Source organism: Bacillus mycoides (genome assembly GCF_001757995.1).
In the GTDB taxonomy this organism is placed as follows: Bacteria; Bacillota; Bacilli; order Bacillales; family Bacillaceae_G; genus Bacillus_A; species Bacillus_A mycoides_B.
On record NZ_LXLV01000070.1, the window covers coordinates 236,510 to 260,388 of the forward strand.

22 protein-coding genes are annotated in these 23,879 nt (G+C 36.7%); 9 read left to right on the top strand and 13 right to left on the bottom strand.

Features of this window, described 5'->3' with window-relative positions; all coding sequences use genetic code 11:
• Nucleotides 1-166: 166 nt before the first annotated feature.
• Nucleotides 167-481, bottom strand: a complete 315-nt coding sequence (locus BWGOE10_RS25700; protein WP_070145482.1) for a winged helix-turn-helix transcriptional regulator — start codon at nt 479-481, stop codon at nt 167-169.
• A 173-nt stretch (nt 482-654) separates the two neighbouring features.
• Nucleotides 655-1,497, bottom strand: coding sequence for a DegV family protein (locus tag BWGOE10_RS25705; protein WP_070145483.1), 843 nt, complete (start codon nt 1,495-1,497; stop codon nt 655-657).
• Nucleotides 1,498-1,735: 238 nt separating this feature from the next.
• On the opposite strand from BWGOE10_RS25705, the gene BWGOE10_RS25710 reads away from it, so the two are divergent.
• Nucleotides 1,736-2,371: a YigZ family protein gene (locus tag BWGOE10_RS25710; protein WP_070145484.1), complete on the top strand. Its 636-nt coding sequence runs from the start codon at nt 1,736-1,738 to the stop codon at nt 2,369-2,371.
• A gap of 73 nt (nt 2,372-2,444) precedes the next feature.
• Nucleotides 2,445-3,572, top strand: a complete 1,128-nt coding sequence (locus BWGOE10_RS25715) for an LCP family protein (RefSeq protein WP_070145485.1) — start codon at nt 2,445-2,447, stop codon at nt 3,570-3,572.
• A gap of 103 nt (nt 3,573-3,675) precedes the next feature.
• On the opposite strand, the gene wecB is transcribed toward BWGOE10_RS25715, so the two are convergent.
• Complete coding sequence (gene wecB / locus BWGOE10_RS25720; RefSeq protein WP_070145486.1) at nt 3,676-4,791, bottom strand: non-hydrolyzing UDP-N-acetylglucosamine 2-epimerase; 1,116 nt, start codon at nt 4,789-4,791, stop codon at nt 3,676-3,678.
• A gap of 75 nt (nt 4,792-4,866) precedes the next feature.
• Nucleotides 4,867-6,237 carry a UDP-glucose dehydrogenase family protein gene (locus BWGOE10_RS25725; RefSeq protein WP_070145487.1) on the bottom strand — a complete coding sequence of 457 codons (1,371 nt, stop codon included), beginning with the start codon at nt 6,235-6,237 and terminating at the stop codon, nt 4,867-4,869.
• Nucleotides 6,238-6,688: 451 nt separating this feature from the next.
• Here BWGOE10_RS25725 and BWGOE10_RS25730 point away from each other — a divergent pair, with 451 nt between their 5' ends.
• The 3 genes from BWGOE10_RS25730 (at nt 6,689) to BWGOE10_RS25740 (ending at nt 11,491) form a co-directional block, all read left to right on the top strand.
• A complete protein-coding gene (locus BWGOE10_RS25730) occupies nt 6,689-7,762 on the top strand; it encodes a glycosyltransferase family 4 protein (protein ID WP_070145488.1) in 1,074 nt (357 codons plus the stop codon).
• Nucleotides 7,763-7,970: 208 nt separating this feature from the next.
• Nucleotides 7,971-8,708 carry a polysaccharide deacetylase family protein gene (locus tag BWGOE10_RS25735; RefSeq protein ID WP_070145489.1) on the top strand — a complete coding sequence of 246 codons (738 nt, stop codon included), beginning with the start codon at nt 7,971-7,973 and terminating at the stop codon, nt 8,706-8,708.
• Between the two features lie 104 nt (nt 8,709-8,812).
• Entirely contained in the window at nt 8,813-11,491 is a 2,679-nt protein-coding gene (locus BWGOE10_RS25740) for a PRD domain-containing protein (RefSeq protein WP_070145490.1), read from the top strand.
• Between the two features lie 158 nt (nt 11,492-11,649).
• On the opposite strand, the gene exsM is transcribed toward BWGOE10_RS25740, so the two are convergent.
• Nucleotides 11,650-12,063: an exosporium regulatory protein ExsM gene (gene exsM, locus BWGOE10_RS25745; RefSeq protein ID WP_070145491.1), complete on the bottom strand. Its 414-nt coding sequence runs from the start codon at nt 12,061-12,063 to the stop codon at nt 11,650-11,652.
• Nucleotides 12,064-12,252: 189 nt separating this feature from the next.
• Here exsM and BWGOE10_RS25750 point away from each other — a divergent pair, with 189 nt between their 5' ends.
• Nucleotides 12,253-13,434 carry a chromate transporter gene (locus tag BWGOE10_RS25750; RefSeq protein WP_070145492.1) on the top strand — a complete coding sequence of 394 codons (1,182 nt, stop codon included), beginning with the start codon at nt 12,253-12,255 and terminating at the stop codon, nt 13,432-13,434.
• A 40-nt stretch (nt 13,435-13,474) separates the two neighbouring features.
• Here the strand turns inward: BWGOE10_RS25750 and chbG are convergent, their stop codons facing one another.
• From chbG to BWGOE10_RS25775, 5 genes are all read right to left on the bottom strand, one after another.
• Complete coding sequence (gene chbG, locus BWGOE10_RS25755) at nt 13,475-14,179, bottom strand: chitin disaccharide deacetylase (RefSeq protein WP_070145493.1); 705 nt, start codon at nt 14,177-14,179, stop codon at nt 13,475-13,477.
• Between the two features lie 50 nt (nt 14,180-14,229).
• Nucleotides 14,230-15,555: a 6-phospho-beta-glucosidase gene (gene celF, locus BWGOE10_RS25760; protein ID WP_070145494.1), complete on the bottom strand. Its 1,326-nt coding sequence runs from the start codon at nt 15,553-15,555 to the stop codon at nt 14,230-14,232.
• Between the two features lie 3 nt (nt 15,556-15,558).
• The gene (locus BWGOE10_RS25765) at nt 15,559-15,882 is read right to left on the bottom strand and encodes a PTS lactose/cellobiose transporter subunit IIA (protein ID WP_000989054.1); all 324 of its coding nucleotides are present in this window, start codon (nt 15,880-15,882) and stop codon (nt 15,559-15,561) included.
• Nucleotides 15,883-16,065: 183 nt separating this feature from the next.
• Nucleotides 16,066-17,373 (bottom strand): PTS cellobiose transporter subunit IIC, encoded by a 1,308-nt coding sequence (gene celB / locus BWGOE10_RS25770; RefSeq protein ID WP_070145495.1) that lies wholly within the window; start codon nt 17,371-17,373, stop codon nt 16,066-16,068.
• Between the two features lie 16 nt (nt 17,374-17,389).
• Nucleotides 17,390-17,692, bottom strand: coding sequence for a PTS sugar transporter subunit IIB (locus tag BWGOE10_RS25775; RefSeq protein ID WP_001023564.1), 303 nt, complete (start codon nt 17,690-17,692; stop codon nt 17,390-17,392).
• A 423-nt stretch (nt 17,693-18,115) separates the two neighbouring features.
• On the opposite strand from BWGOE10_RS25775, the gene BWGOE10_RS25780 reads away from it, so the two are divergent.
• Together BWGOE10_RS25780 and speD are read left to right on the top strand one after the other, a co-directional pair.
• The gene (locus tag BWGOE10_RS25780; RefSeq protein WP_070168354.1) at nt 18,116-19,723 is read left to right on the top strand and encodes a polyamine aminopropyltransferase; all 1,608 of its coding nucleotides are present in this window, start codon (nt 18,116-18,118) and stop codon (nt 19,721-19,723) included.
• Nucleotides 19,724-19,741: 18 nt separating this feature from the next.
• Entirely contained in the window at nt 19,742-20,113 is a 372-nt protein-coding gene (gene speD, locus BWGOE10_RS25785) for an adenosylmethionine decarboxylase (RefSeq protein WP_070145504.1), read from the top strand.
• Between the two features lie 314 nt (nt 20,114-20,427).
• Here speD and BWGOE10_RS25795 read toward each other — a convergent pair whose 3' ends face one another.
• Genes BWGOE10_RS25795 through BWGOE10_RS25805 form a run of 3 tightly spaced genes read right to left on the bottom strand, consistent with a single transcriptional unit; the run spans nt 20,428 to nt 22,373 of the window.
• A complete protein-coding gene (locus BWGOE10_RS25795) occupies nt 20,428-20,745 on the bottom strand; it encodes a PTS lactose/cellobiose transporter subunit IIA (RefSeq protein WP_070145505.1) in 318 nt (105 codons plus the stop codon).
• 9 nt (nt 20,746-20,754) lie between these two features.
• The gene (gene celB / locus BWGOE10_RS25800; RefSeq protein WP_070145506.1) at nt 20,755-22,056 is read right to left on the bottom strand and encodes a PTS cellobiose transporter subunit IIC; all 1,302 of its coding nucleotides are present in this window, start codon (nt 22,054-22,056) and stop codon (nt 20,755-20,757) included.
• A gap of 14 nt (nt 22,057-22,070) precedes the next feature.
• Nucleotides 22,071-22,373 carry a PTS sugar transporter subunit IIB gene (locus BWGOE10_RS25805; protein WP_002198836.1) on the bottom strand — a complete coding sequence of 101 codons (303 nt, stop codon included), beginning with the start codon at nt 22,371-22,373 and terminating at the stop codon, nt 22,071-22,073.
• A 224-nt stretch (nt 22,374-22,597) separates the two neighbouring features.
• Between BWGOE10_RS25805 and BWGOE10_RS25810 the strand changes: the two genes are divergently transcribed.
• Nucleotides 22,598-23,815, top strand: coding sequence for a dicarboxylate/amino acid:cation symporter (locus tag BWGOE10_RS25810; RefSeq protein ID WP_070145507.1), 1,218 nt, complete (start codon nt 22,598-22,600; stop codon nt 23,813-23,815).
• Nucleotides 23,816-23,879: the final 64 nt, after the last annotated feature.

Here is a 23,879-nt window from a genome sequence, read left to right on the forward strand (position 1 = left end):
TGTAAAATAAATGTAATATTACATTTATCTCTATAGCAAATTATATCTAAATTTGTATATATATGTAGAATTTTAAGAGCCTTACTCCGTTTTTTATAGAATTGAAAAAAACGTAAGGGATTCCCTTACGTTTTGAAAATACTCCAATATGAATGAGATAGAAACGTTACTTCATCCATTTCTCAGCCCAATTTTGGACCTCATCCATAACACTTTCCAACGCTTTCCCTTTATCAGTTAAACCGTACTCGATTCTAACTGGTACTTCTGGGTAAACACTACGAATTACAATGCCTTCGCCTTCTAATTCCTTTAAACGTTCTGACAACATACGATCGCTCATATTTGGTATAATATCTGCGATTTCTCTAAAGCGTTTCGGCTCTTCCAACAAAGATTTAATAATTAAGCCAGTCCATTTCTTACTAAGCATTGTAAAAGCTGACTCAAACTTTGGACATAAACAAGAATTATGCTCCATATGTTTCACCTCTCTTCTATTATAAGATAGTTTCTTGTAAAAAGTAAGTAATAAAACTTTCCTCATTCTTTAATTTTACGTACATTTTACCATTTCCAAATATTAACTTGTCAAATCCCCGTAAAATATCCGTAAAAAAACCCTCTTCAAGTAAGAGAGCTTTTATATCTTTATCACTTCGTATACCAGCCTAAACCAAGCGCACCTTCACCTAAATGCGTCCCAATTACAGCTCCGAAATAACTCGTGCGAATTGTAACATGAGGGTATATCTCTTCTAATTCTTGTTTCCATTCATTAGCTTCCTCTTCACGATTCGCATGAATAATAACAGCTTCCATAGGCACACCTTTATTTGCCTGCTCATCAAAGATTTCAACGATACGCTTTAACGCTTTTTTACGCGTACGAATTTTTTCGAATGGAATAATTACTTTATCTCTAAAGTATAATACTGGTTTGACTTGTAACAAACTACCGATGAAAGCTTGCGCGCTATTTAATCTTCCACCGCGTTGTAAATGATGTAAATCATCCACTACAAAATAAGCATCCATCGTTTGCTTCATTTCATCAAAGCGAGCGATAATCTCTTCTGGGGCTTTCCCTTCACTTACTAATTTCGCACCTTCACGCACGTAAAATCCTTGCACTTCACAACTAATTTCAGAGTCGTACGTATATACATCAATACCATCTACCATCTGTCCAGCTGTCGTTGCTGTTTGGTATGTACCACTAATCCCACTAGAAAGATGAATGCTAATAACTGCATCATATTCTTTAGATAACTCTTCATATAACTCTAAAAACTTTCCAATTGCTGGTTGCGAAGTTTTCGGAAGTTCCTCTTGTTCACGTACTTTTACATAAAAATCATCCGCTGAAACTTCAGCCTCTTCTTGATAAGATTCCGTTCCAAACACAACGTTTAATGGAATCATATATATATTGAGTTCGTCACGAATATGCTTTGGTATATATGCTGTACTATCAGTAACAATAGCTGTTTTCATTTTCGTACCTGCCTTATAAAAAATTTTTATCCCCTAATTTTACACGAAAACTAGAAAAGGTGCATCCATACATAAAAATGCCGGTTAGAAACTACAATCACCCGCTCGACAAATTACAACAAAAAGATAAAATACTCACCAAAAATTTCAACATATTTGTAAAAAATGTTTGAATATAAAAACGCTCGCTTTTAAAATGTAAAGTACTAGTCATTTTGAAAGATAGGGGCGTATACCATTGTTATTACAATATTTAACAATTAAAGGCTACGGTGAGCACGAAATTGTCATTCAAAAATCAAGATTCATTTGCTATGTAAGTCGAGCCACAACTGAAGAGGAAGCTCAAGCATTTATACAAAAAATAAAAAAACAAAATTGGAATGCAACACATAATTGTTCCGCATATTTAATCGGTGAACAAGATCAAATTCAAAAAGCGTACGATGACGGTGAACCGAGCGGCACAGCTGGTGTACCTATGTTAGAGGTATTAAAAAAACGAGGTCTAAAGGATACTGCCGTTGTCGTTACGCGCTATTTTGGCGGCATTAAACTTGGTGCTGGCGGATTAATTCGTGCATATGGAAAATGTACAAGTGAAGGTCTTAACCATGTAGGCGTTGTCCAGCGAAAACTAATGCGCGTTATGCAAACAGAAATTGATTACACTTTACTTGGCAAAGTCGAAAATGAATTACGCAATTCAGAATATGCCATTAAAGATATACATTACCTAGAAAATGTCACATTTAATACGTATGTAGAAGAGGACAAAAAACAACCATTCACAAATTGGATGATTGAATTAACAAACGGGAAATGTACAATTAAGGAAGGGGATATGTTGTACTTAGAACAAGACGTTATCTAAGAATAGCTAACTTATCGCCTTTAAAGATTAATGTAGTGAATTAATTCCCTACAAATGAATAAGGAGATTATATATGGAAGAACGTTATTATCATCTCCAAAATAGCAGAATAAAAAAGAAACGTAGAAGAAAACTTTTCTTCTTTCTTATTTTCGCATTTTTATTTGGTAGCGTAGGACTTTATATGTTAAATTCCTACACTTCTCTCATGGGGATGTACAGTGGATTTGCTCGTGAAAAATCTAAATTACGAGCAGAAGATGTGGAAATCACAAAAAAACCTTTCACAATACTAATTATGGGTATTGAAGATTACGCAACAGATGGTCAAAACGGTCGAACAGATTCACTTATGTTCGCAACAGTTAATCCAAACTCAAAAAAGATTTCACTTATGAGTATCCCACGCGATTCTCGTGTTAAGATTGTTGGCAAAAATAAAGAAGACAAAATTAACGCTGCTCATGCTTACGGTGGAGAAAAGATGACAATTGACACTGTCGAAGGGTTTTTAAACGTTCCTGTTGATCATTATATTAAAATTGATTTCCAAGGCTTTAAAGGTATCGTTGATGCTGTTGACGGTATTACCGTTGATGTCCCCTTCGATTTCTGGGAACGCTCTGACGTGGATTACTATAAAAAAATCCAATTTAAACAAGGTCAACAGAACTTAAATGGTGAAGAAGCACTCGCATACGTCCGTATGCGAAAGCAAGATCCTAACGGTGATTATGGTAGAGCTGCTAGACAAAGACAAGTACTGGCTGCTGTTGCCCAAAAGCTAAACTCTGCTTCTACCGTATTTAAAATTAAAGATTTAACAAAGGTAGTTGGAAAATATATAAAAACCGATATTCCTATTTCAGACGGACTTGCTCTTTACAATAAAATCTCTGGATTCGATCCTTCTACAATACAAACGTTAAAACTTGAAGGAGAAGACAGAAAAATTGGCGGTATTTATTACTTCCTTCCAGATCCAATCAGTGTAGAGACTGTACGTAACGAAATTGAAAAGGAAATAGGAGAAAAAGCAAAAGTTCCAACAGAGACTACGAAAAATGAGAATACAAATTCCGATTCAAATTCTAACTCCAGCGCAAAAGCAAAGAAGGAGCCGAGTGAGAACAAAACACCACCGCCTCCTCCCCCTTCTACAAATGCTCATGCAGAGTGGATTATGAGGAATCATGAATAAAAAAAGAGCCAAATCGTATACGATTTGGCTCTTTTTATTTCACGCAATTGTTGCGGGCTAATAATAAACGGAAGATGCAAACCCCATTTATTAAAGTTTCACTCTACTTGTTGAAGTGTTGTAAAATCGCTTCTACAATACGCTCTGATGCACGACCATCGCCGTAAGGGTTAGATGCTTTCGTCATCTTATCATGAGCTTCTTTATCAGATAACAACTCATCAGCAAGACCAAAGATTGTCTCTTCATCGGTTCCTGCTAATTTCAATGTACCTGCTTCGATACCTTCTGGGCGTTCCGTCGTGTCACGAAGGACAAGAACTGGCACACCTAGTGATGGTGCTTCCTCTTGTACACCACCAGAATCAGTTAACATTAAGTATGAACGAGCTGCAACGTTATGGAAATCGATTACATCTAGCGGCTCAATTAAATGAATGCGGCTATGCTCACCTAAAATATCATTCGCTATTTCGCGAACAACAGGGTTCATATGAACAGGATATACAACTTGTACATCTTCGTGCTTATCAACAAGACGCTTAATTGCACGGAACATATTGCGCATTGGTTCTCCTAAGTTTTCACGACGATGTGCTGTCATAAGTACAAGACGATCATTTCCAAGTTTCTCTAACACCGGATGGCTATAAGTTTCTTTTACAGTCGTCTTCAGTGCATCGATCGCTGTATTTCCTGTTACGAAAATACGTGACTTATCTTTATTTTCTTTTTGTAAGTTCGCTGCTGATTTTGTTGTGGGTGAGAAATGGAGATCCGCCATTACACCTGTTAGTTGGCGATTCATCTCTTCTGGATATGGAGAATACTTATCCCATGTACGAAGTCCTGCTTCAACATGTCCTACTGGAATTTGATTATAGAAAGCAGCTAAGCTTGCAATAAATGTCGTCGTTGTATCACCATGCACAAGTACGATATCAGGCTTCGCTTCTTTCATTACTTTATCTAAACCTTCTAAACCACGTGTTGTAATATCAATTAACGTTTGACGATCTTTCATGATATTCAAATCGAAATCTGGCGTAATTCCAAAGATATTTAATACTTGATCTAACATTTGACGGTGTTGTGCTGTTACAGTCACAATTGATTCAATCTTTTCTGGGTGCTTTTGCAACTCTAATACAAGAGGTGCCATTTTAATTGCTTCTGGTCGTGTCCCGAAAATTGTCATTACTTTTAAACGTTCAGTCATTTCATTTCCTCTTTTCTTTCACTAGTTAAAACTTCTATTATCGCATATAAAAATATGCATGTAGAAATACATTTTTTAACGCGCCTGAGAAACATTACTATTACAGACACCTTTTCGCCCAACTGAGTAATAATCTAATCCCTGCTTCTCGGCATCCTCATTAGTATAACAATTTCTCCCATCAAATAGAATAAGTTCCCTCATAAGCTGTGCATACTTTTCTAGCGGATAATTTCGAATTGATTCCCATTCTGTTACGATAAAAACTGCATGCGCCTCTCTAATCGATTCATCTATACACTCAGCGTATCGTATCGTATTTCCAAATAAACCTCTTACATTTTGAATGGCTTGCGGGTCATATACAACCACATCCGCACCTATATTAATCAATTCTTCTATTATAATAAGAGATGGTGCTTCCCTAATATCGTCAGTATTCGGTTTGAATGCTGCACCAAGAACCGCAATTCGTTTCTTCTTCATATCTATAATTTTCTTCGCTTTTTCAACTAACAACAACTGTTGTTTATTATTCACTTCGATGACTGCTTTCAACAAGCGAAAATCATGAGAAACATTCCCTGCAATTTGCACAAGTGCTTTCGTATCTTTTGGAAAACAAGATCCTCCATATCCGATGCCTGCATTTAAAAAAGATGCACCAATTCTCTTATCCATCCCCATCCCTGTAGCTACATCTAATATATCTGCGCCCACTTGCTCACATATATTAGAAATTTCATTAATAAAACTAATCTTCGTAGCTAAAAAAGCATTAGATGCATATTTAATCATCTCAGCACTTCGAATATCTGTAATATACGTTTTTAAGCTTAATTTACTGTACAAACTCTCCACTTTCCTTGCAGCTTCTTTACTACATGCTCCAATTACGATACGATCACCATGAAAAAAATCATAAATACCAGAACCTTCCCTTAAAAATTCTGGATTCGATACAATATATAATTCATGTCTACCTTGTAGTTTATCCTCAATCCATTCTCTCATTACATCATTTGTCCCTACAGGAACCGTACTTTTCGTAACAACAATAATATCGTTATTCACATATGTTCCAATATCATCACAAGCACTACGAATATACGTTAAATCTGCTGTTCCATCTAATGAAGATGGCGTTCCAACTGCAATAAATATAAACTCTACATCATTAAATGCCGTTGATTTACTTGCTGTAAAAGTTAAATGACTATTTTCGTATGCTTCATTTATTAATTCACTTAATCCACATTCATAAATAGGTAACTCGCCTTGTTTAATCCGTTCAATTTTTTCACTATTTATATCGAAACATGTGACTGAATGTCCCAATCTCGCCAATCCTACTCCCGTAATCAATCCAACATATCCGATACCTATTATCGTAATTTTCATTTTCCTTTCGCACAGGAATATACATAAGAAAATATACGAATACATAGAATTCTCCCTGTGCTTCCCCCCCTCACACTAAGAATGAGAAAACTCTGTCACTTCTTTATTATATGAATTGTTTTTTCATTCTTTTTTAAGATTTTGTAAAGTTAAATGATGCAATATATACAAAATGTAAATTCCCACAATTTAACACGGAACTTACTCATTTTTACGTGCAACACTTATAATACTGAAACAAAAGTCATCGCTATATGAGAGGGAAGTACAATGTCATATTACAAGCCACAATATGAGAGCAACCTTCTCAAAGGACACAACATTCCATATCCAATTGTCATATATTCTATTCACTACCCTTTACAGCCAAAAGAAAAAAAGATTGAATTCTAATCTTTTTGTGATACCATATGTTATGAGCCTGTAAATAAACATCATAATTTTCAGATAAATACAATTGAAAAAATTACGTTAAACTATAAAGGGTGGGGTATTAATGGACTCACAAGTGATTTATGCCATTTTGGCATCTTTCATCACTGTACTCGTCGTTACTCCTTTAGTTATTAAATTAGCTTTCAAAATAGGAGCAACAGATAAGCCAAACGCGCGTAAAGTACACCAAAAAATTATGCCTCGTCTTGGCGGGTTAGCAATTTTCATTGGTGTAGCTGTAGGATTTGTTGTTGGTGGATTATACGAACAAAGAATGCTATCGATAACTTTAGGTGCTATCATCATTGTTATCATCGGGATTTTAGATGATATGTACGAACTATCTGCGAAGGTAAAATTCGGTGGACAACTATTAGTTGCCATCATGATTGTCAAAAGTGGATTATTAGTGCAAGTATTATATATTCCAATCCTTGGAGATACTGAACTCGGATGGCTTGCTTATCCAATTACAGTATTTTGGATTGTCGGTATTACAAATGCCATCAACTTAATTGATGGATTAGATGGATTGTCCGCAGGGATTTCATCTATCGTACTTGCAACGCTAGCATATATGGCCTTCACTAGCCCATGGGGTACTGGAGCAGCTATTATATTACCTCTAGCACTGATTACATTAGCAAGTACAATTGGATTTTTATTCTACAACTTCCATCCAGCAAAAATCTTCATGGGAGATACAGGAGCACTATTTTTAGGATACTGTATTTCTGTTATATCGTTACTTGGATTATACAAAAGCGTAACGTTATTCAGCTTTATCGTTCCAATTATTATTTTAGGTGTACCTATATTTGATACGACGTTTGCAATTATCCGCCGTATCGTAAATAAAAAGCCTATCTCAGCACCAGATAAGTCGCATTTACATCACCGTTTACTTGCAATGGGATTCTCTCATCGTAAAACGGTACTAATTATTTACGCATTTGGTATTTTCTTTAGTGTAAATGCAATCATTTTCACTAGTGCGACATTATGGTTATCCATCATTCTTCTTTTCGTTTTAATCTTCTTTACAGAAATCATTGCTGAAGTAATCGGTCTTGTACACGAACGTTACAAACCAATTATTTCCTTCTATAAAAAAGTGAAAAAACGCGAAGACTAATTGTAGTATAGCCTTTACTATTATGAAATATTCAAATAGCCTCCTCTTTTCATAAGAGGAGGCTATTTTTTATTTTTTAATCCTTATTCCCCATTTCCAAAATATAGATTGTTTGAGAGTGCCTCTATTGGAGAAAGATATACGTATAACGAAAAAAGTATCAAATTTTTATTTTTACATCTTGATTGTCAAACTGAGGGTGAATGTTATGATCAAGCGATTACTTCAATGTATAATTTTATTTTTAACTATTACTATGTACGCATCATCGAATACAAAAGCAACTACAGACATTCAAGCAGAAGATCACCAAAGCACTCAAACTACCTCTCCTACAAAAAAAATTGCGTACTTAACATTTGATGACGGACCAAATAAATACACACCACAAATTTTAAATATTTTAAAAGAGAAGAACGGAAAAGCAACCTTCTTCGTTATTGGCGGAAAGGTGCCACATTATAAAAAAACGATGGAGCGATTGATTAAAGATGGACATTATATCGGTCTCCATAGTATGTCGCATGATGTAAAACGTCTTTATACTGGTGAACCATCTGTTTTAATTGCAGAAATGGAGCAAACCCAAAACATTGTCCAGCAAGTTACACATTTAAATACACATCTCGTTCGTGTCCCATACGGTAGCATGCCTTACTTAAAAAAGAATTACCGTGATGCACTCGTATCTGCCCAGTATAAAATGTGGGATTGGACAATTGATACATATGACTGGAAAAGCTATGATAATCCTTCCGCAATACTAGAAAGAGTACGAAATCAAAGCGATGAACAAGTAGAGGTTATTTTAATGCATGATTCTAGTGTCACAGTGCAAATACTCCCAAAAGTAATTGATTATTTACACTCACAAGGATATAAACTACTTCCCTACAATCCATCTTCCCATCTCGAAGTGAATTTTTGGAAAGACACAAGATTGTAACAGCTTTAGTGCCTATGTACTAAAGCTGTTTTATTTTTCTCTTCCCACACTTCTCATTTTTGTGTAAAATTTTAAATAGTGATGAAGTTTCGAGGTGAATAGAAATGAAACGAATAGATCTCATTTTTAACGCAATACAAAAAGGGAATTATACAGAAGGTGTAACAGCATCAGAACTCGCTACACTTCTACAGTTAGACCGTGCAAATGTTAGTAGCGATTTAAACAAGCTTGTGAAAGATAATCGTTTATTAAAAACGAGTACACGCCCTGTCCGTTTTTATATAGAAACGAACACTTCATTGGAAACGCATTCAGCAAAGGGTACTTCATTAGATACATTTGCTATTGAAAATACAAGCCTAAAAATTGCAATTGAAAAAGCAAAAGCTTCTATTCTCTATCCTCCAAACGGTATGCATACTTTACTACTTGGAGAAACAGGTGTCGGAAAATCGATGTTCGCTTCTTTAATGCACGAATACGCAATTGAAGTGGAACAACTTCCAAAAGATGCACCTTTTATCGTCTTTAACTGTGCTGATTATGCAAACAATCCACAACTACTACTTGGACAGTTATTTGGGATAAAAAAAGGAGCTTACACAGGTGCTAGTGATCAAAAAGGGTTAATTGAAAAAGCACATGAAGGAATCCTTTTCTTAGATGAAGTACATCGCCTTCCTCCAGAGGGACAAGAAATGCTTTTCACCTTTATTGACCGCGGGGTATACCGCCGCCTTGGAGAAACAGAAAATGAACGTAAGGCACGAGTGTTGATTATTACTGCAACAACCGAAGAACCAAATTCATTTTTATTAAAAACATTTACAAGACGTATTCCGATGACCGTTACGCTTCCACCACTTCGTGAGCGAACACATAAAGAACGGTTTGCTTTACTACAGCTATTTTTCACAAATGAAGCAATTCGTCTAAGGAAAGAGATTCATGTTAGTCCAAATACAATGCGTGCTTTCGTCTTTTACAATTGTCCAAATAACATCGGTCAATTGAAAACGGACGTACAAATTGCCTGTGCGAAAGCTTATTCTGATTTCGTAACAAAGAAACGTGATTCTGTCTGTGTTTCAAGTACAGATTTACCTTGGTATATGAAAGAGGGATTATTTATTGAAAGAAAGAGCCGTCATCTATATCAAATACCAAATGAAACATTTGTATTTACAGGCGATGAAGGTTGGAGTAAGCATACAGTAGAACCCGAAGGAAGTCGCTCTTCTATTTACGATTATATTGATTATAAATATGAAGAACTTCAAGCACGAGGCATTGAAGAGGAAGAATTAGAATTACTAATAGAAAATGATGTTCAAAGCTTTTTCGTCCAATACTTTAACCAAATATCTAAAAAAACAAGTCATGAAAATGTTTTTAAAATTGTGGATCGTAATATTGTTTCTGTATGTGAAAAAATTGCGGAACTAGCTGAAAAATATTTATCTAAAACTTTCGATGAAAAAGTGTTTCTCGCCTTAAGTTTACATGTACAGACAACTCTACAACGTTTACAGGGCGGGAAACAAATTCACCACCCACAATTAAATCAAATTCGTACGAAATATAAAGAAGCTTTTTCCGTAGCTATGCAATGTATTCAGCTATTAGAAGAAGAATTACAAATAACCATGCCTATTGATGAAGCAGGCTTTTTAACAATGTTCTTCGTTGTTGATCCAATTCCTGCCTCACAAACAGAAGTAAAAGTATTAATATTAGCACACGGTAATGGCATCGCAACAGAAATGGCAAACGTTGCAAACGAACTTCTCGGTATCGATGAAGTAACTGGTATCGATATGCCCTTGCATGAATCACCAAAAGACTTCTTAGAGCGTGTTAAAGTGTATATGAAAACACTTCAAAATGTAAACGGGCTTCTCTTGCTTGTTGATATGGGATCTCTCGCTTATATTGGTGATATATTAGAAACTGAATTCAAAATCCCTGTCCGTGTTCTTTCAATGACGAGCACACCACACGCATTAGAAGCAGCTCGAAAAGCTCAGCTTGGCTATTCATTAGATGCACTATACGAAACAGTGAAGAACTTAACGCCGTTCTATTTAAACGTACAGGAAGAAAAGAAAAAGCCACTGTCGCCAATGAAATCCGTGATTTTAACAGCTTGTTTAACTGGCGAAGGAAGTGCTTTAGCAATTCAAAAAATGTTAGAGAACTATTTACGCTTTGATAAAGACTTAATTGAAATTATTCCGATTAGCATCGTTCACGAAAAAGATTTAACGAAAATGATTGAGAACATTAAGAAAGAGCGTAACATCATTTGTATCGTCACGAATTTCGATGTGCAAGTACCTTGCTTAACATATCATTTCCAAGACATTGTGAACTACACAGCTATTCAACCAATTCAAGAATTAATTACGTATGAAGAAACATATGCGAAAATGGCTGATATTCTTGAACAACAAATGCAGCGTAACGATGGGGCATTACTTATTAAAACAATTCGTTATGCATTAAATACAATTCAAGAATTGATTTCTTTACAGCTAACTCCCGACAGTTTAATGGGTGTGATTTTGCATATGAGCTGCATGGTTGACCGTCTTCAAAAAGGCGAAAGTCTCCTCCCTCATCCTGATAAAGAGAAACGAAGACAAGATGAGTACTGGATGTATATGAAAGTGAAAAAAGCACTGCAACCTATCGAAAATACATTTGAAATACAAATACCAGATGACGAAGTATTTTATGTAATGGACTTCTTCATCAAAAATCAACCTGTAAAGAATTAAACTAGGCGATATTTTCGAGTAGTACCTAAGTACGTAGTAAGTGAAATTATATTAGTGATTTTTAAAATATATTGATTTACCGACAATAATCAACAATAGTAGCACTCTATATAATTAGAAAAGGCTGTTCCAAAATGTTTTTTGGACAGCCTTTTCGCTTACTTCTTTACTTCCCTTATTCTCCCCCTTATTTCTCCCTTTTTATTAGATTTCGTATAAACATTTACATATACATTTGCTTGCATTATCTCTTGAAACAAGCTGTCAAATGCTCTCCCCTGTAAAGGCCCTTCAAAATCCTCCACTTTAGCTACACCAGTAACGACTCCTTCATTCACACTAATTCCTTGCTCTAACGGACCAAACAAACTTAAAACAACTGGGCCCATTTGATTCGCTTTCCCTAAATGAATTTGGCATGACGTGATTTTTTTTATGTTTTTTAATATGACCCGATATTGCAACTTCTTTAAATCTTCACTAAAAATGAGCTCTGTTACACCGTAAGCTTCTGTATTTACAGGAGGTACTTCCCTCTTCCCTGTTAACCTAGCAAAGAAATGTGTTGTCATACGGGCATTCTCCTCATATAAATTTCCCAGCACTACTTCTACTACTTTATGGTTTAGACATAATCATTTATGACTTTTTCAACTTTTAATTACGAAGAAAAGATTCACACAATCTTTACATTAAAATCGTTTCTTTTGCTTTACTCCCTCTTGTATAATGCACTTAGAAAAACAGTCTAGGAGGAAATTTTGAAAAATAATAACAACTCTTTCCAATCATTAATAGAGATTTTCCTCGTATCATTTAAATTAGGACTTACTTCATTTGGTGGTCCCGTCGCCCATCTTGGTTATTTCCACCACGAATACATGCAAAAAAGAAAATGGATGGATGAACGAAGTTACGGAGACTTAGTAGCACTATGTCAATTCCTTCCTGGACCAGCCAGCAGCCAAGTCGGGATGGGGATTGGGCTATTACGCGGCGGATTATTAGGTGCCATTATTTCCTGGATTGGATTCACTCTACCATCTGTGCTCGTTTTAGTTTTCTTCGCTTCCTTCCTTAACCAGTTCGAACTTGGAAGTACAGGCTGGATTCATGGACTGAAACTTGTAGCGGTCGCAATTGTCGCTCATGCAATATGGGGAATGGCTCAAAAGTTAACACCGGATCGAAACCGCGCAACGATTGCAATTGCAACTGCCGCAATCGCCCTATTATGGACAAGTAGCTGGACACAAGTCATTCTCATTATAGTATCTGGCTTTATTGGTTGGTTTTTATATCGCGGTCAGCCAATTAGCCAAGCAAATAAAATAAACGTACCTATTTCAAAAATGGTAGCTATGTCTTGTCTCGTCTTATTCTTCGGGCTATTAATACTGCTACCAATGTTACGACCGTACTCTTATTTCATCTCTTTATTTGACAGCTTCTATCGCTCTGGTGCACTTGTATTCGGAGGAGGGCATGTCGTACTTCCTCTTCTTGAAAGCGAATTTGTACAAAACGGGATGATGACAAAAGAACAATTTCTAGCCGGATACGGATTAACACAAGCAGTGCCAGGGCCACTATTTACATTCGCTTCTTATATAGGAGCAGTGCTAAATGGAACCGCCGGAGCAGTTGTTGCAACGATCGCTATCTTTCTTCCTGCCTTCCTGCTCGTTGTTGGCGTTTTACCATTTTGGGACAGTGTAAGGAGAGTATCTTACATACAAGGTGCACTACTTGGAGTAAACGCAGCTGTTGTCGGTATTTTACTTGCAGCTTTTTATGATCCAATTTGGACGAGTACAATTATGAATTCTGTAGATTTCGTTTTTGCTTCTCTTCTATTTTGCTTACTCGCTTTTTGGAAAACACCACCTTGGGTTATCGTTATACTCGGGGCCTTCGGTGGATATGTTCTATCCATTTTGTAAGCACAAAAAACGACGGCCCTATTCAACCGTCGTTTTCTTATTAAAACTTCACAAGCTCCATTCCCTCAGGCAGCTCACTCTCCGTTAAAATACGTAACTCTTTCACACGATCCATTACGTAAGAAGAACGTTTCACAAGCTCTGGATCAATATAAGCTGGATGAACCATAATTTCTACCGTTTGCTCGTCCTGCACTCTTTCCTTTAACTTCACAAAATAATCTTCCGTTACACCATCAGCGTAAAAATCACTGTAAAACACATCTGAAAATGGGCGCACCGCTCGCTCTTCCTCACAACGACGAATTGGAACATTATATTTACTTGCTAATCTCTCAAGAACGTCGTGTAAAAGCGGTAACCCATGCACGTGATGATGACTATCTAAATGAGTTGGTATTAAACCGTAAGATAAAAACTTCTCAATTTGAGCCGTCCACTCTCTTTCTACCTCTTCTGGATTTATATTTCCTCCCCATACAACTACTTGTTTATGAAACAATCCATCGCTACTCACAAGTGATGGAACGTCTTTAAGAAGCGGTTCTCCTGCCGTTAATACGAGATGAACTCCTATCCCTAACGTTTTATACTCTTTTGCTAAACGTACCGCATGCTCTGTCCCCGGCATATTCATCATCATCGTCGTTGAATTTACAAGCCCGTTTTTATGTCCATCAATAATTCCGTAATTTGTACCTTCTGTAAGACCGAAATCATCTGCATTTACAATTAACTTAATCACCTTTATCCCTCCTACTGAAATAAAAAAAGCGGGCTAAATAGCGCCGCTTCTTATTTTTCTACCTTTTTAAAGAACTGTGGAAGATGTTCTTTATGTGCTTCCAACATTTCATCTAAAATTTGTTTTGCAACTTTATCTGATGGTACAAGTGGATTAATTGTCATAGCAAGCAGCGCCTTATGATAATCCCCTGTAACAGCAGCTTCAATTGTTGTGCGCTCAAATGATTTAATTTGCTGTACTAAACCGCGAACTGGTACCGGTAAGTCTCCAACCGCAATTGGTTTTGGACCTTCTTTCGTAATAATACAGTTCACTTCAACAGCCGAATCATGTGGCAAGCTTGCAATTGTTCCGTTGTTTCTCGTATTAACAGGTTGAATATCACCTTTATTATTGTAAATAGACGTAATTAAGCTACATGCTGCATCACTATAATAAGCTCCGCCACGTTTTTCTAATTGTGGTGGTTTAATATCTAAATTCGGGTCTTTATATAACTCGAATAAATCATTTTCTAATTGTTTTACTACTTCTGCACGTGTACCTTTTTCAATCGAAGCTTCTTTCTCTTCTTCTAACATTTCACGTGTTTTGTAGTAGTAACGATGGTATGGACACGGAATTGCACGAAGGCCGCGAATGAAATCTGGCTCCCAGTTAAGCGCAGCGATGTTTTCCATCGTAATTTGCTTTTCTGGATCTGTTACAAGTTCTAATACACGATCCATTACACTTACGCCATCCAAGTATACATCTAATCCGTATACCATATGATTTAAACCAGCGAAATCAACGTGGACACGGCTTGCATCTACTTCAAGTAATCTTGCAAGACCCATACGAATTCCGATTGGAACGTTACATAGACCAACTACTCTTTGAATATTTGTATAACGAAGGACAGCTTCTGTTACCATACCAGCTGGATTCGCGAAGTTAATTAACCATGCATTTGGACAAAGTTCCTCCATGTCCTTACAAATATCTAAAATAACAGGAATCGTTCTCAGTGCTTTGAATAAACCACCAGGACCATTCGTTTCCTGACCAATTACATCATATTTTAACGGGATCGCTTCATCTTTTGCACGTGCTTCTAATAAACCGACGCGAAGCTGTGTTGTTACGAAGTCAGCATCCTTTAATGCCTCACGGCGATCAAGTGTTAAATGAATATCAATTGGTAAACCTGATTTTTTCACCATACGTTTCGCTAAGTTACCAACGATTTCTAACTTCTCTTTTCCTGCCTCAATATCTACTAACCAAATTTCACGAACAGGAAGCTCATCATAACGTTTAATAAATCCTTCAATTAACTCTGGTGTATAACTAGATCCACCGCCGATTGTAGCAATTTTAATTCCAGTCATGCTTTATTCCCCTTTCGCTTCTAGCTTTTTATAAAGGTCAATAAATTCTGCTGCTAATTCTTTTACTGTAATAGAATTCATTAAATGATCTTGTGCATGAATTAAAAGAACACTAATCTCTGTTTTTTCCCCTCTTGCTTCTGATTGTATGAGCTCTGTTTGGAAATGATGCGCTTCATTAATCGCTTCTTTCGCCTTTACCATCGCTTCGTCTGCTTCTGCCATTTTCCCCTGTTTGGCAAATTGAAGTGCCTCCATTGCAAAGCTTCGTGCATTACCACTATTTAAAATCAATTGGAATGGAATTTGTTCTGCTGTAGTCATCATAATTACCGCCCTCTCTATTATGGTTCAACCGATTTAAATACCCCTTCAGTTTGAACATGTCTATTAAATTATTATTTTATTAATGATAGTTTGGTGTTCTTGTAGATGTTTTTCATCTTTTTGAACATGATATAAAAGTTAGTTGTTCTGACGAGCTATAAAAACTCGCCAGAACAATACTTTTTAAAGTGATACTGAATTGTCGCTTGCTTTTGCAGCATCTTTTGACGCTTGTACATACGTACGGTCACACATTAATACGAATGGATAGTAGATTACTACCGCGATTGCAAAGTTTACTAGCTGCAATGCAGCACCAGCGATGCTTCCGCCCGCTACAAGATAACCACTAAAGATTGGTGGCATTGTCCACGGAACTAAAGCAACTGTTTTTGGTACCCACCCTAAGGAAATCGCTGTATAAGAAGTAATAACTAATACAACTGGTGTAAGTACGAATGGAATAATTAACGCTGGATTTAATACAATTGGTGTACCGAAAATAACTGGTTCATTAATGTTGAAGAAACCAGGACCGATAGATACGCGACCTACACCACGAAGCTGTGCACTTTTCGCAACAAGCATTACTGCTACTAAAAATGCTAATGTCGCACCTGATCCACCGATGTACACATATACATCAAAGAATGGTTTTGTGAAAATGTGCGGTACATCATATGCAGACATACCATCGTTAAATAATTTAATATTCTTTTCTAATGCTGGTAAATAGATTGGATCGATAATACCACCGATAATATTAGGACCATGTAATCCAAAGAACCATAATACGTGAATAAGTAACGCGATAATAATTGCACTTGGTAATGTGCCCGCTAAACCTTGTAATGGTACTTGAATTGTTTCAAATACGAATTTATGAATACTTGTTCCTGCTAATTTCACTGCTAATTGAATGCCTGCTGTTACGATTAAAATAACGAATGCTGGTACTAACGCTGCGAATGACTTCATTACTGCTGGTGGAACACCATCTGGCATTTTAATTGTAATATCCTTTTGAACAAAGAATCGAAATACCTCCGTTACAAGAAGAGCAACAATTATGGAAACGAATAAACCTTGTGATCCTGTCCAAGCTAAATCAATACCGCCTTCTTTTGGCGTTGTCGGAGATATAATAATTAATGCACCGAATGTAATAATTGCTGCTGACAACGCGTCTACACCGTAAGATTTTGCTAAATTATAACTTATCCCAACTGCGGCTATGAGAGCCAATATTGCAAAGGATCCTGTCCACATACCACCGCCGACATCTTTCCAAACATCCCCAAATGCACCCTTCATAAGCTTTTGGAATGCATCAACTGGTAAATTATTTATAAGTACCGCAAACGATCCAACTAAAATAAGAGGCATAACTGCGATAAAGCCATCACGGATTGCAACTAAGTGGCGCTGCGATCCAATTCTACCTGCGACTGGAACTAAATACTTCTCCATAAATGCAATAAATTTTTGCATTTCGCTTCCCCCCTAATTATTTTTTAAGTGTTAACGCGTGATCTAAAACTGCTTCTCCATTCATCATGCCGTAGTGCATTGGATTAATAACATCGACTCCAACGTTTTTCTCATCGGCAAGCGTTTTCATTGAAGAGAGCATGTAACGAACTTGTGGTCCTAATAATAGTACATCTGCTTGATCGATATTGTTTTTTACTGCATCCCCAGATACAGCCCAAATCTTACCTTCTAGACCGCGAGCCTTTGCAGCCGCTTCCATTTTTGTAACTAGTAAACTTGTAGACATCCCTGCTGAACAACATAATAAAATATTCATTTATAAATCCCCCTTGTGTGGTATAAAAATTTATGTTTTTTATTTTTCTTTACGCTATTTATTAATGCAATTAGCGTGCCAACTTTTTAAAACGCCTAAAATCAGCGTTTTTTCGAGCAATTCATTTGTGTGTTACCGCTTTCAATCAGTGTGTCACCAAAAAAACACACAGTGTGTTATAAAACAACACGCTTTTAACACATAACTGTATGAAAATAGATTAGTGTTTAGTTGTCTAGTTGTGTTTGAAACAAAAAACACTAATTTTTTTAAAGCGTGACAATATAATAACGAAAAATATAATATTTCGACTCAAATCAAAAACAAATACCTATTCAAGACACTCGTCTACCTATTGTCCAGTCAAACTCTATTAAATTACATAGAATAGAATAAAATAAAGTATTTTGAAAGGGGATTCCAATGCCAAAGCATAGAAAAAAGAATAGAATGAAGATTTATAGAATACAGTTTCAAAATAAATGGTATAAACATGAAGAGGGTTCTGAATTAGATTCAAACACGTATAAACTAGACAAACAGGACACTGAAGATACGCAAGATAAACAAGACAAGCAAGATAAACAAGACAAACCAGATAAACAAGACAAACCAGATAAACAGGACAAACCAGATAAACAGGACAAACCAGATAAACAGGACAAACCAGATAAACAGGACAAACCAGATAAACAGGACAAACCAGATAAACAGGACAAACCAGATAAACACGATAAACAAGACAAGCAAGATAAACAGGACAAGCAAGATAAACAGGACAAACCAGATAAACACGATAAACAAGACAAGCAAGATAAACAGGACAAGCAAGATAAACAGGACAAACCAGATAAACACGATAAACAAGACAAGCAAGATAAACAGGACAAGCAAGATAAACAGGACAAACCAGATAAACACGACAAGCAAGATAAACAGGATAAACACGATAAACAAGACAAGCAAGATAAACAGGACAAGCAAGATAAACAGGACAAGCAAGATAAACAGGACAAGCAAGATAAACAGGACAAGCAAGATAAACAGGACAAGCAAGATAAACAGGACAAGCAAGATAAACAGGACGAAGACGATAAGCAAGTACAATCGGAAAATGTAATAATAGTACCCACAGATTCGCACAGCTTAGATGTATGGGATGAAATTTCGCTAAAAGAAATACAAGCTGGCGAACATACAAGTTTATTTGAAGAAAAAAGCAATTATCAAAACATTAATTTACTCCAAGTAAGCGATATCCGTCTCTATTTAGACAAACAACTACAATTTAGTTCCGTCGATGAACAAATTTATCATGAAGCACTTGTCCATCCAATTATGTCAAAGGTAATAGATCCAAAGCGTGTTCTCATATTAGGTGGTGGCGATGGCCTTGCTTTAAGAGAGGTTTTAAAATATGAAACGGTTCTTCATGTAGACCTCGTCGACTTAGACGAAGAAATGATTAAGATGGCCCGCAATGTTCCAGAAATAGTTTCTTTAAACCAACGCGCATTTTTTGATGATCGTGCTAATGTGCATGTATGTGATGCAAAAGAATTTCTGAAATCCCCTTCCTCTTTATATGATGTAATTATTATTGATTTTCCGGATCCGGCGACAGAAGTATTAAGTACTTTATATACGACTGAACTCTTTGCCCTTATAGCTACGTTCCTAACAGAAGATGGCGCATTTGTTTGCCAATCTAATTCACCTGCTGATGCACCTCTTGTATATTGGAGTATTGGTAACACAATTGAACATGCCGGATTAACTGTAAAAAGCTATCATACAATTGTTCCTTCTTTCGGAACTGACTGGGGATTTCATATTGCTGCCAACTCCTCGTTTGTACTCGATCAAATTGAACAATTATACGTAGTACCATCCCCTCGAACATTACCTTCTCTTCTTGCTCCTTTATTTCAATTTAAAGAAGAACATTTAGATCAACGTAACAATGCCGTTTTAAATTCAGAATCTGACCTTACCCTACATCATTGCTATCAAAAAGAAATGAAGTTTTGACAAGGAGGGTACAAATATATGGAATATTCTACGTTTGGGCGTCATATAATAGTAGATTTATGGGGCGTAGATTTTTCTCTATTAAATGATATTCATTTTTTAGAGCATCATTTAGTTGCCGCTGCGAATCGCTCTGGTGCCCATGTTTTAAATGTAAGTAACAAGGAATTCTACCCTTATGGAGTTACGGTATTAATTTTACTATCAGAAAGCCATCTCTCTATTCACACTTATCCTGAAAAGAAATTTGCAGCAATTGATTGTTATACTTGCGGCACATCTGTCGATCCTCAAAAGGCCATTGATTCTATAATAAGCGTATTAAAACCAGAACGTATGCATATAAAAAAATTAATTCGTGGTGTAGGAGAATTTGTTACTATCGATTAATTATCATCCCCATTTACCCATGAAGAAGGAGGCTTGTTAATATAAAAATACCATCAGTGGAATTTATAACACTCCACTGATGGTAAACACACATACATAGTCTATTCATCTGAATTAATGATTTAATTTTGCTATTTTTCGTTTCCAATATAAAGTCAGCATAAACCATATAATGAAGCTCCCTTTACACTTTCATTTTCACATAAACTTGGAAATAACACATACAATCCTGCGTAAGTGGTCCTCTTTTCGTCATAACTGGCACTGGCGCTGGCGCTTTTAAAAACATAAAAAAAACCTTGCATAAGCAAGGGTCATTTATCATCTTCTAATTTCCTATATAATTCTACAAACTCACTCGCCAACTCCTTCACTGTAATAGCATTCATTAAATGATCTTGCGCATGTACCATCAGCAGGGTAACTTCGGTCTTTTCCCCGTCAGCTTCTTTCTGTATGAGCTCTGTTTGTAAGCGGTGCGCCTCTTGCAATTCATTTAACGCTTCTTGTAGTTTAGCTTCCGCTTCCTTAAATTCACCGTGCTTAGCGCAATCAATTGCTTCCATTGCACAACTTCTCGCATTTCCCCCATGCAAGATTAAATGAAAAACTTTCGTCTCTATCATATCCATTTTAGCTCTTTACTCCCCCTTTTCTTCCGCTACTTTTTGCTTATCCCATATTTTTAAAAATGGCAAGTAAATAAAGAATGCAAGCGCAAAGTTAACGAGTTGCAAAACAACCCCTGAAATTTTCCCACCTGATCCTAAATATCCACTAAAAAGAATAGGTGTAGTCCAAGGTACAGCAGCTCCGCTCGGACGTGCAACCCATCCCCACTCCATTGCAAAATAAGAAACAATCGTTAACACGACTGGCACCAATATAAATGGAATAAGTAAAAGTGGGTTCATTACAATCGGCATTCCGAAAGTCACCATTTCATTAATATTAAAAATACCAGGTGCAATCGACAATCTTCCTAAACTTTTCAATTGCTGACTTCGCGCAAATAATAACATTCCTACAACTAAAGCAAGTGTTGCACCAGAACCGCCCATATAAATCCATAAGTCAAAAAACTGTGCAGTAATCGTATTCGGTACGTCTTGCCCAGCCTGAAAAGCAATTCGGTTTTGGTCCATTAACGACAACCAAATCGGGCTCATTACACCACCAACAATTGCAGCGCCATGAATTCCACACGCCCAAAGTACATGGACAATAATAACGGCTATTACCGCGCCCCAAAGACTGGCACCAAGTGCACTAAGTGGTTCTTGTAAAATTTTCCCCACAATATTATGGATGCTGCCGAAAGAAGTATTTTCTATCATTAAGCGCAAGATCCAAATAACAGTTACAACAATAAACCCTGGAACGAGTGCTGCAAATGAACGTGTTACGGCTGGTGGTACCGTTTCTGGCATTTTTATAATCAGCTTTTTTTGTACAATAAATCTATAAAGTTCAGTAGATATAAGTGCTATAATCATCGCAACGAATAACCCTTGGCTTCCCATTAATACAGCTGGTATAGCCCCTTCTACAAGTACACTTTCCTTCGTACTTGGCACGATATATGCAACTTGAAACGGCGTTGCAAGTAAGAATGTCACAAGTGATAATGCCCCTGCCGCTAATGCATCGACCTTATAGTATCCCCCAAGTCTGTAAGCGATTCCAAAAGTGGCTATTAAAGACATTATATTAAATGTTGCGCTAACTGGATACCCCAAAGCTTTTTGCCAACTCTCCCCAAACAATCCTGCCATAAAATCATTATACCCTGGTATGGGTAAAGCACTAATAATTAGAAAGAAAGATCCAATAATCAAGAAAGGCATCGTCAAAATAATTCCATCTCGAATCGCTTGCAAATGCCTCTGCTCTGCAATCCTTCCTGCCACTGGCATCACATATTTCTCTAAAAACTTTATCATCTATCCCACTCTCCTCATGGTTTCATTGACAAAGCTGCTTGTAAGATAGCTTCTCCATTACAAAGCCCATAATGGACAGATTGAATGACATCAACAGGTATTCCTTTCTCCTTACATAATTCTTTCATTTTCGGTAATAAATAACGTACTTGTGGTCCAAGTAAAAGTACATCCGCATCATCGATATGATTTCGTACTTCTGAACCTGATACAGCCCAAATCTTTACCTCTATCCCCCTTGCCTGTGCTGCTTTCTCCATTTTTGTAACTATCAAACTGGAAGACATTCCCGCTGCACAGCAAAGTAAAATATTCATCCTGTTTCCCTCCCTCTTTTTCTAAACCTAAGTTATGGTACAGCCCTTGCCACCACTAGGTTACAAATATATATGTCTAGATTTCTAACTGTATGCCGAGCTTAAAAACAAAAATTTCTCGGTTTTCACGCTATTCCATCTATCCGTATTTTCCTAGTAAAGAAGTCTCTAACTCGCTATAATGATTCAGTATGATTTTTTATAATCGATAGGAGGGTATATTTATGAAGGCATATCGCTTTCCGCTTATTTTATTATCTTCTATCCTAATTGGTGGTTTCATTGGTTATTTCATGGGTGCCGATGCAGTTGCTTTAAAGCCGCTTGGTGACATTTTCTTAAACTTAATGTTTACGATTGTTGTACCGTTAGTGTTCTTTAGCATCGCGTCATCTATTGCTAATATGGATGGATTAAAACGTTTCGGTAAAATTATGTCTAGTATGGCTGGAACTTTCTTATTTACAAGTATTTTAGCTGCTATTTTTATGATTATTATCGTGAAAGTATTCCCGCCAGCACAAGGTGTTGTATTAGAACTAACGCAGCCTGATAAAGCTGAAAAAGCAGTTAGTGTTGCTGATCAAATTGTCGGTATCATAACAGTATCAGACTTCTCGAAGTTACTATCTCGTGAGAACATGTTAGCTCTTATTTTCTTCTCTATTTTAATGGGAGTAGCAACTTCAGCAGTTGGAGAAAAAGGAAAGCCATTCGCTACATTCCTACAAGCTGGTGCAGAAATTTCAATGAAAGTTGTATCTTTCATTATGTACTACGCTCCAATCGGACTAGCTGCTTACTTCGCAGCATTAGTTGGTGAATTCGGACCACAACTTCTTGGAACTTACTTCCGAGCAGCAATGGTATACTATCCAGCGTCTCTTATTTACTTCTTTGTATTCTTTACTTTCTATGCGTACCTTGCTGGTCGCAAACAAGGTGTACAAATATTTTGGAAGAACATGGTCTCTCCTACAGTTACATCACTTGCAACTTGTAGTAGTGCCGCAAGTATTCCAGCAAACTTAGACGCAACGAAGAAAATGGGTATTTCTTCTGACGTTCGTGAAACAGTTGTCCTTCTTGGATCTACACTTCATAAAGACGGATCTGTTTTAGGCGGAGTATTAAAAATTGCTTTCTTATTCGGTATTTTCAACATGGAATTCGAAGGACCGAAAACATTAGCAATTGCACTTGTTGTTTCTCTATTAGTAGGAACAGTAATGGGTGCTATTCCGGGCGGGGGTATGATTGGTGAAATGTTAATCGTTTCTCTATATGGATTCCCACCAGAAGCATTGCCAATTATCGCAGCAATTAGTACAATCATCGATCCTCCTGCAACGATGTTAAACGTAACAGGAGATAACGCTTGTGCCGTAATGACAGCTCGCCTTGTAGAAGGTAAGAACTGGATGAAAAATAAATTTGCTTAATGTATAGAAAGAGGATGCTCGTTGGAGCATCCTCTTTTTGTTGTCATTTGTCAGTGAATCGATA

Coding starts and splice junctions, on each gene's coding strand:
- BWGOE10_RS25775 (WP_001023564.1), bottom strand. CDS start 17,692: ATGAATATTTTATTATGTTGTTCAGCAGGGATGTCTACAAGTTTACTA.
- BWGOE10_RS25730 (WP_070145488.1), top strand. CDS start 6,689: ATGGACTCACAAGTGATTTATGCCATTTTGGCATCTTTCATCACTGTA.
- BWGOE10_RS25725 (WP_070145487.1), bottom strand. CDS start 6,237: ATGTATTCGTATATTTTCTTATGTATATTCCTGTGCGAAAGGAAAATG.
- BWGOE10_RS25780 (WP_070168354.1), top strand. CDS start 18,116: ATGCCAAAGCATAGAAAAAAGAATAGAATGAAGATTTATAGAATACAG.
- BWGOE10_RS25805 (WP_002198836.1), bottom strand. CDS start 22,373: ATGAATATTTTACTTTGCTGTGCAGCGGGAATGTCTTCCAGTTTGATA.
- wecB (WP_070145486.1), bottom strand. CDS start 4,791: ATGACTGAACGTTTAAAAGTAATGACAATTTTCGGGACACGACCAGAA.
- speD (WP_070145504.1), top strand. CDS start 19,742: ATGGAATATTCTACGTTTGGGCGTCATATAATAGTAGATTTATGGGGC.
- BWGOE10_RS25795 (WP_070145505.1), bottom strand. CDS start 20,745: ATGGATATGATAGAGACGAAAGTTTTTCATTTAATCTTGCATGGGGGA.
- BWGOE10_RS25765 (WP_000989054.1), bottom strand. CDS start 15,882: ATGATGACTACAGCAGAACAAATTCCATTCCAATTGATTTTAAATAGT.
- BWGOE10_RS25705 (WP_070145483.1), bottom strand. CDS start 1,497: ATGAAAACAGCTATTGTTACTGATAGTACAGCATATATACCAAAGCAT.
- celB (WP_070145506.1), bottom strand. CDS start 22,056: ATGATAAAGTTTTTAGAGAAATATGTGATGCCAGTGGCAGGAAGGATT.
- BWGOE10_RS25700 (WP_070145482.1), bottom strand. CDS start 481: ATGGAGCATAATTCTTGTTTATGTCCAAAGTTTGAGTCAGCTTTTACA.
- celB (WP_070145495.1), bottom strand. CDS start 17,373: ATGCAAAAATTTATTGCATTTATGGAGAAGTATTTAGTTCCAGTCGCA.
- celF (WP_070145494.1), bottom strand. CDS start 15,555: ATGACTGGAATTAAAATTGCTACAATCGGCGGTGGATCTAGTTATACA.
- exsM (WP_070145491.1), bottom strand. CDS start 12,063: ATGACAACACATTTCTTTGCTAGGTTAACAGGGAAGAGGGAAGTACCT.
- BWGOE10_RS25735 (WP_070145489.1), top strand. CDS start 7,971: ATGATCAAGCGATTACTTCAATGTATAATTTTATTTTTAACTATTACT.
- BWGOE10_RS25810 (WP_070145507.1), top strand. CDS start 22,598: ATGAAGGCATATCGCTTTCCGCTTATTTTATTATCTTCTATCCTAATT.
- BWGOE10_RS25715 (WP_070145485.1), top strand. CDS start 2,445: ATGGAAGAACGTTATTATCATCTCCAAAATAGCAGAATAAAAAAGAAA.
- BWGOE10_RS25740 (WP_070145490.1), top strand. CDS start 8,813: ATGAAACGAATAGATCTCATTTTTAACGCAATACAAAAAGGGAATTAT.